Origin of the sequence: Neglectibacter sp. X4, from assembly GCF_009917365.1 — a bacterium.
In the GTDB taxonomy this organism is placed as follows: Bacteria; Bacillota; Clostridia; order Oscillospirales; family Acutalibacteraceae; genus Acutalibacter.
In genome coordinates this window covers 1-790 of the sequence record NZ_QWLE01000210.1, presented here as the reverse complement: position 1 = coordinate 790, position 790 = coordinate 1, and the positions used below count along the sequence as shown (strand labels likewise).

2 protein-coding genes are annotated in these 790 nt (G+C 41.4%); one reads left to right on the top strand and one right to left on the bottom strand.

Annotated elements, in window-relative coordinates; all coding sequences use genetic code 11:
- Positions 1–179 (top strand): 50S ribosomal protein L28 (rpmB, locus tag D1841_RS17735; protein ID WP_166554342.1); only part of this gene is annotated, 179 nt, incomplete at its 5' end.
- Positions 180–439: 260 nt separating this feature from the next.
- Here the strand turns inward: rpmB and D1841_RS17730 are convergent.
- Entirely contained in the window at positions 440–631 is a 192-nt protein-coding gene (locus D1841_RS17730; RefSeq protein WP_160201346.1) for a hypothetical protein, read from the bottom strand.
- Between the last annotated feature and the right edge of the window lie 159 nt (positions 632–790).

Sequence of the window (790 nt, the reverse complement as noted above, 5' to 3'; positions counted from 1 at the left end):
GCGAAATTTGCGGAAAAGGTCAGGTTTCTGGAAACGCTGTTTCCCATTCCAACAGACACACTAGAAGAAAGTGGAATGCAAACATTCAGACTGTAAGAATCAATGACAATGGTACAGTAAGAAGAGCCAATGTATGTACAAGATGCATCAGATCAAACAAGATTAACCGTGCCATCTAATGAGGCGATGAGAAACCCACTGAATTCAGTGGGTTTTTTGTTTATGACCTAACCCAATTTGCGAAGCAAATTGTTGGTAGGTCAACTGAAGAATTGCATACCAGCTAAAGCTGGGCAATTCCTGTATAGCACCTTCCAACAATTCGTGTATCGAATTGGGATAGGTGCGTAAACGCGAGGCTTCTCTGTAAAGACGAGCCGAAGGCGAAGGCTGAGCAGCAAGAAGCTACGGCGATACCTAACCCAATTTGCGACTTGTATCATTTTCTTAGAAGACTGATACCACAGATGACAAGAACCGCACCGAGGAGCAGAATCCAGGCTTTTGGCGGAAGAAAAAAGGCGAAGACTGTGATTACGCCAAATACAATCAGAATAAATCCAATATCCCTAGCTTCTTTATAATGGCAGAAAGCCTTTCTTTTTTTATTGCAGTTATGATAATTTCCCATAAAATTCACCTGACTTTATTTTATGCGAAAGAGAGGAAACTGGTGACAGATTTTTTATGCATTTACACAGAGACGGCAGGAAACTGCAGCAAGAGTTGAATGGCGATTGACTTTGTGTTATGCTTTAGCAAGGAGAAATCGATATATCGGAATTTGAGG

Bases quoted from the DNA above. Each gene is read 5' to 3' on its own strand.
- D1841_RS17730 (WP_160201346.1), bottom strand. From the start codon at position 631: ATGGGAAATTATCATAACTGCAATAAAAAAAGAAAGGCTTTCTGCCAT.